The following is a 6,063-nucleotide window of genomic DNA, read 5'->3' on the forward strand; positions in this document are numbered from 1 at the left end:
TTTTTGTGCCTAGCCCAAAAATAAAAACGGAGGTAAAACTACTAATGAGTGAAGCTATTATTGCTAAGAAAGCTGAACAGGTTGCTATCGTCGCTGAGAAAATGAAAGCAGCAGCATCTATCGTTGTTGTTGACTCTCGTGGACTTACAGTTGACCAAGATACAGTTCTTCGTCGTAATCTTCGTGAATCAGGCGTTGAATTTAAAGTTATCAAAAACTCTATCTTGAGCCGTGCAGCTGAAGAAGCAGGTCTTGAAGACCTTAAAGAACTTTTTGTTGGTCCATCTGCAGTAGCATTCTCAAACGAAGATGTTATCGCACCAGCAAAAGTTATTAGCGAATTTGCTAAAGACGCAGAAGCTCTTGAAATCAAAGGTGGTGTTGTTGACGGTGCGTTCACTTCAGTCGAAGAAATCAACGCTCTTGCATCACTTCCAAACAAAGAAGGTATGCTTTCTATGCTCCTTTCTGTACTTCAAGCGCCAGTGCGCAACGTTGCATACGCTGTCAAAGCGGTTGCAGAAAGCAAAGAAGACGGTGCTGCATAAGCCCATCTTCACAACTCGTAGCCTAAGCTACGTTTAAAACACTATATTAAAAAACACATTTGGAGGAAATCACAATGGCATTGAACATTGAAAACATTATTGCTGAAATTAAAGAAGCTTCAATCCTTGAATTGAACGACCTTGTAAAAGCTATCGAAGAAGAGTTTGGCGTAACTGCTGCTGCTCCTGTAGCTGCTGCTGCAGCTGGTGCTGCTGACGCTGGTGCTGCTAAAGATTCATTCGACGTTGAATTGACATCTGCAGGCGACAAAAAAGTTGGCGTTATCAAAGTTGTACGTGAAATCACAGGCGAAGGTCTTAAAGAAGCTAAAGCTATCGTTGACGGTGCACCATCAGTTATTAAAGAAGGTGTTGCTGCAGCTGAAGCTGAAGAAATCAAAGCTAAACTTGAAGAAGCTGGAGCTTCAGTTACTCTTAAATAATAAGGTGACGACTCAAGTCGCTTAATAAAGAAAACCAGGGCATTAGCTCTGGTTTTTTTTACGATAAGCGATTATGAGAAACTGTTTGAATTAATAGGTTCCCTACCAAAAAAACTGCCAAAAATTCTTTGGCAGTTTTTGTTTTTCTATTTTAGACTGGTTTTGTTTATTTTCAATATGTGCTGTAATTATCACATATTGATTTTTACTAATATAAAATATTTTTGGATCATATCTAAATGTTAAGTAAGTATGTCTTAGTCCAGCGCCATTTCGAATAAATAATTTTAAGTAAGAGTAATCCTCATTATGTTCTATATTTATGATTTTTCCTCTTGCAATAACTGTATTTCTTCTCCTATTTTTTATTTGGGAATTGACATGATTTATCATTTATTATCTCCTTATTTTCAATTTTTCTAAATATATTATGTTTGATATTAGTCGTAGAAAAAATACGAGAACTACCCTTTTTATAAATTTTCATTTTCAATAGTCAATTCTTCACAACGAAAATCTGATTCATTATCTGTTTTAGCGTCATATCCAAATAGCAAAGTAGGGGCTGGATCACGTCTTTCACCCTCTAAGTAATCTCATTCGTGTTGTGCAAGTTTTTCATTTAATTCTGTATCATGACGAATAATATTATAAAGACTATCATTTAAAATAGATGCTAAAAATAGAAGAAGTTGTCCTTTTATGACGAAAAAACTACAGTTTATGACTTCAATGAAACTTTAGTTGTCTTTATATTATACTAATCTTGTAAATCATAAGAAAAGGAACGTCAATCATGAAAACAACAACTAAACTCATTGGTATCCTATCAGCTCTTATTGTAGTTATCCTCGCTATCTTCTTAGTGACTAAGTTTAATACTCATGAGTCGGCACGTGTTAGCTCAAGTAGTAGCTCAGTCAGGACGGTTAAGAAATCATCTTCTAGCTCAAGTAAAGCTGTTAAGAAGGATAAGAAAGCAGCTCAATCATCATCTTCAGCAGTTTCAAATGAAGAAAATGACAATCAGGCTTCAGCAGTAGCACCTAAAACTTCTTCTCAAGAACAAGCTCAAGCAGGTACCACAGATGGTGGGCAAGTGGCTGAAGCAACAACACCAACTTCTCAAGTTGGAGGAGTTGAAGGTGGTCGAGGTGCTTGGACAGCTACTTCTGGAACATTGACACTTGATGAGGAAACCCCTGTATATGCTGCACCAGATAAAGACAGTGGGGTTGTTTCTAAAATGCCTGCAGGTGATGTTGATTGGGATAAATATGAAATTTTACCTGATGGAAACTGGTATAGTTTTGTCAAAGATGGGCAACGTTATTATATTTCATATTCAGATGTAGGGCATTGATAAATGATTAAGAAGTCTTTATAAACCACTTTTCAAGTCTATCAAGGCTTTAAGATAAACATGAAATAAAAAAAGACAGTAACTATTCTGAAGTTACTGTCTTTTTTTGGTCTTACGAAAACCACTAGCTATGCTAGTGGTCCCCAAAATTATTAAGTTATGTAGCAAAAATACTAGAAACAGACTATTCAAATGCAAAACCTAAGTCGATTAAAGAGGTTAAAGTTAAAAGTTGAGACTTACTTACAAAATCTGATAGTTTGAGAAAAGAGATGATTTGCACTACGAGTGGTAATCGTAGATTTAGGGTATTTTTCCAATATGCTATTTACATTATGTAACCCAAGGCCTCTTCCTTCCCCTTTACTAGAGTACCCCCTAGCAAAAATATGACTAACATCCACTTTTTCTGATTTTATACTATTTTCAACGATAAGTACCAATGAATCATCATTATTTATGAAAACAACAGTCATTCTAGGACTTGTGGCTTTAATGGTGGCTTCAATGGCATTATCACAAAGGACAGAAAGAACAGTTATGAAATCTAGTAATTCTATCCTAAAATTACTAACAGGTTCTTCAATCTCAACAGAAATTGAAATTCCCCTATTTTGTGCCTCAAGTAATTTAGCGGAAAGAATACTTTTGATAGCATCATTCTTAATATTACTAAGTTTAACAATATCAAACTTACTATCATAGAATTGGTTTGCACTATCTCTAAGTACGCCATTGTAAACAGTTTTAATAGCTTCAATATCTTGATTATCAATTCCTAATTTTAGACTGGTCAAAATATTAATGTAGTCATGACGGAAACTTCTAATTTCCTCATAAAGTGATTCAACATGATGGCTATAGATAGATAGTTCATTTAGTTGAGTATCTTTTTGATCAATAATTTCCTTCTCTAGTTTTTCTTTTGAAATTGCATTGAGATAGAGTAGCATTACAAAAAACAGAACAATATAAAAGTTATTAATATGTCCTCTCCAGTTATCTGCATCAGCTAATTTGTCTCTATAAATAACCAATATAGAAACTAAGAACATATATACAAACATAGAGATGTTGGTCAGTAATAATAAATACTTGAAATAGTAACGCTTGAAACCTTCTTTTATTTCGTTAAAATCTAACCTAAGAGATTTTACTATGAGTAAATGAAGAGGGAAAACCAGTAATTCAATTAAGATATCATACCAACTTAGTTTGACTTCATTGAAGACAGAGACTCCTAGTAGAGGAAAAACGTAGAATCCTAACATTCTACCTAGCAAGCTTTCAACGATAACGGGGTACAAGCCATAAAAAATATCAAGTGTTTTACTACCATACTTATTTTGATATATGTTATAAGCAATAAAGATAAAAAAGAAAGTAAAGTACCCAACAGGAGGACATATGATGAGGAGTAGAACATACAAAAATGGACCAATAATACACCACAAAGGTTTGATTGGTTGGTTACTAACCTGTTGAAACAGTAACAATGCTACTAATATCTTAGAATAGAACAGCAATAAATTTATAACTATATCCATAGAAACACCTTAGCTTTTCAGAGATTTAACTTTTTCTAGGAGGCCCTTATATTTCGTACGGGAAATGGGACATTCATTATTATTTTCAAACATTACCATTTTCTCTTCTTTATTGATCTTAACGATATTTTCAGGATTAACGATAAATGAACGATGGCATCGATATAGGCGGTCGTCAGCTCGTTCAACTTCTGAAATACTGGCGTAGAACTCCATTCGTTCTTCTTTAGTATGCAAAATAACTTTATGTATTGTTGGAGACGTTTCAAAAAATAAGATATTGTTAAAAGGAACTTGAACTTGAGCCGTAGCTGTTTCAAAAGTAAATGAATCTTGGGCAATAGTAGCACCCATTTTATTCATGGTATATTCAATTGCTAAATGAACACGTTCATAAAAATCTTCATCATCCAAAGCTTTATCGATAAAATCTAGTGCAGCAACTCTATATTTAAAAGTGACTGGCATAAATTCTGAATGTGTTGTTACAAAAACAATTGTTGCATTAGGGTCTTTTTTCCGAATTTCTTTCGCAATGTCTAGCCCCTTTTTTTCTTCTCCTTTAATTTCAATATCTAAAAAGAAAAGTTGATGAGAACCTCTTTCGGTAATCGCATCAAGTAGCTGGCTAGGTTTTCCAAAAATCTCAGGTCCTTTACATTTTAGAGATTTTTTTGCAATAACATCCTTAATAACGGTCTCTATTCGTGTTTGTTGTAAAAATTCGTCTTCTAAAATAAAAATATTTAACAATTAGTGTACTCTCCATTCGATAAAATATTTAGTACTGTAGTAAAAGACATTGAAGTCTTTTTCCAGTATGAAAATATATTTGTTTTGTTTTTTTAGGACGTCTAAATAAAAATCCATGTTTCTTTGCAAATACAGATAATTTTCCCTAATATGCAGTACACATATAAGTATGGAAACTTTTAAGTAATGATAGTAGTCATAAAACCGGTATATCGTAACAGTTCTAGAAACTATTATATCGGTATACTTTTACTGTAAATGACAAAAAATGAACCGTTTATGATATATGACAAATTAAATGGTATAACCAAGCTATAATAAAAATAGGAATTGGAGGTGAAGTATGTTCAATATTGTGAGGCACTTTTGGTTGTTGATAACTGTTAAAAAGTATATTAAAAAATATAAGTTAAAAGTTAAAGTTAACAATCATTTTAATTCTATAAGGATTACTACAGCAACTAACACTCTTTATTTTATCACATTTACAAAGAATTGTAATTATGGAAAAAAGTTAAAAAAATTAGGAGGAGTAACGTTTATGCACAAATTATTTTATTGACAGCGAATATTGATTATAACAAAATATTTAATGAACATCTCGAACTATTAGGTGTCATTGATATCAAAAAGTCATTAGCGAATACCTCTAATGAAATCAGTGATTATCTAGATTATTTTTTTAATATCGAAAAGGTGCACTAACCTCCATGTACATGTAATATGTATTGGAGGTTATTTTTTATCACCTATTAAATAGTTTTTTCGATGTTTTATCGTAACAAATGTTTATTTATGTATGTTATAACAAAACGAAGTTCAAATCTGCAAACTTTTGAAACAAGGATGTACTTTAATTGTCTTAGAATCGCTTTCTAGGACAAATATATCCTATTTACTGGTTTTCTCTAAAAAATGCTATGATAAATCTAGGGAGGGGATTATGATGCAGATTAATCTTGAAAATTTAGTTCCCATTTCTGAAGCTAACCAAAATTTTTCTAAAGTTGCTCGTATGGTCGACAGCAAGGGGACTGCAGTGATTCTAAAAAATAATAAGCCCAAGTATGTATTGGTAGAATATGACACCTTAATTAAAAAAGAATAAGGTGAGACAGAAGTTGCAGAGTAGGTCACAGTCGACGATGTGGCTAACTCTGTTTTGTCTCGTCATTTAGATGCCTTCAAGGAATTAGCTAAATGAAGCGATAAAACAGATAATTTAGTGATAGCAAAATAGATAGAAAACTAGGGCATAAGCTCTGGTTTTTTCTATTACTTTTAATATTTTCATTTGTTAGAATGTAGGTAATGTGCGTGCTTGTCACGCCCTTTTTTGTCTCACGAAAACCACTAGCTGTGCTAGTGGTTCCGAAAAGCTTTTAGCGATGTATCAAAAAAGTCCCCCT

At 33.0% G+C, this 6,063-nt stretch carries 6 protein-coding genes, 1 pseudogene and 1 other annotated feature (1 of these 8 cut by a window edge); of the genes and pseudogenes, 4 read left to right on the forward strand and 3 right to left on the reverse strand.

The window, feature by feature from the left end; all coding sequences use genetic code 11:
• Positions 1–13: a sequence feature (ribosomal protein L10 leader region), on the forward strand; it begins 124 nt to the left of the window's first position.
• 31 nt (positions 14–44) lie between these two features.
• The gene (rplJ, locus tag H7T99_RS07610; protein WP_003095623.1) at positions 45–548 is read left to right on the forward strand and encodes a 50S ribosomal protein L10; all 504 of its coding nucleotides are present in this window, start codon (positions 45–47) and stop codon (positions 546–548) included.
• Positions 549–622: 74 nt separating this feature from the next.
• Positions 623–991, forward strand: a complete 369-nt coding sequence (rplL, locus tag H7T99_RS07615) for a 50S ribosomal protein L7/L12 (RefSeq protein WP_004183006.1) — start codon at positions 623–625, stop codon at positions 989–991.
• A 102-nt stretch (positions 992–1,093) separates the two neighbouring features.
• On the opposite strand, the gene H7T99_RS07620 is transcribed toward rplL, so the two are convergent.
• The gene (locus tag H7T99_RS07620) at positions 1,094–1,384 is read right to left on the reverse strand and encodes a hypothetical protein (protein WP_037602021.1); all 291 of its coding nucleotides are present in this window, start codon (positions 1,382–1,384) and stop codon (positions 1,094–1,096) included.
• Between the two features lie 403 nt (positions 1,385–1,787).
• On the opposite strand from H7T99_RS07620, the gene H7T99_RS07625 reads away from it, so the two are divergent.
• The gene (locus H7T99_RS07625; protein ID WP_037602023.1) at positions 1,788–2,354 is read left to right on the forward strand and encodes a hypothetical protein; all 567 of its coding nucleotides are present in this window, start codon (positions 1,788–1,790) and stop codon (positions 2,352–2,354) included.
• Between the two features lie 239 nt (positions 2,355–2,593).
• On the opposite strand, the gene H7T99_RS07630 is transcribed toward H7T99_RS07625, so the two are convergent.
• On the reverse strand, positions 2,594–3,901 hold the full coding sequence (locus H7T99_RS07630) for a sensor histidine kinase (protein WP_037602025.1): 1,308 nt from the start codon (positions 3,899–3,901) through the stop codon (positions 2,594–2,596).
• A 9-nt stretch (positions 3,902–3,910) separates the two neighbouring features.
• Positions 3,911–4,654: a response regulator transcription factor gene (locus H7T99_RS07635; RefSeq protein WP_002887222.1), complete on the reverse strand. Its 744-nt coding sequence runs from the start codon at positions 4,652–4,654 to the stop codon at positions 3,911–3,913.
• A gap of 946 nt (positions 4,655–5,600) precedes the next feature.
• On the opposite strand from H7T99_RS07635, the pseudogene H7T99_RS10610 reads away from it, so the two are divergent.
• A pseudogene (locus H7T99_RS10610) lies at positions 5,601–5,858 on the forward strand (type II toxin-antitoxin system Phd/YefM family antitoxin).
• Positions 5,859–6,063 lie beyond the last annotated feature (205 nt).

This window comes from Streptococcus sp. 17.1, from assembly GCF_016648655.1.
GTDB classification, from domain to species: Bacteria; Bacillota; Bacilli; order Lactobacillales; family Streptococcaceae; genus Streptococcus; species Streptococcus salivarius_E.

Excerpts from the sequence above, each read along its gene's own strand:
- rplJ (WP_003095623.1), top strand. The coding sequence starts at position 45 with ATGAGTGAAGCTATTATTGCTAAGAAAGCTGAACAGGTTGCTATCGTC.
- rplL (WP_004183006.1), top strand. The coding sequence starts at position 623 with ATGGCATTGAACATTGAAAACATTATTGCTGAAATTAAAGAAGCTTCA.
- H7T99_RS07620 (WP_037602021.1), bottom strand. The coding sequence starts at position 1,384 with ATGATAAATCATGTCAATTCCCAAATAAAAAATAGGAGAAGAAATACA.
- H7T99_RS07625 (WP_037602023.1), top strand. The coding sequence starts at position 1,788 with ATGAAAACAACAACTAAACTCATTGGTATCCTATCAGCTCTTATTGTA.
- H7T99_RS07630 (WP_037602025.1), bottom strand. The coding sequence starts at position 3,901 with ATGGATATAGTTATAAATTTATTGCTGTTCTATTCTAAGATATTAGTA.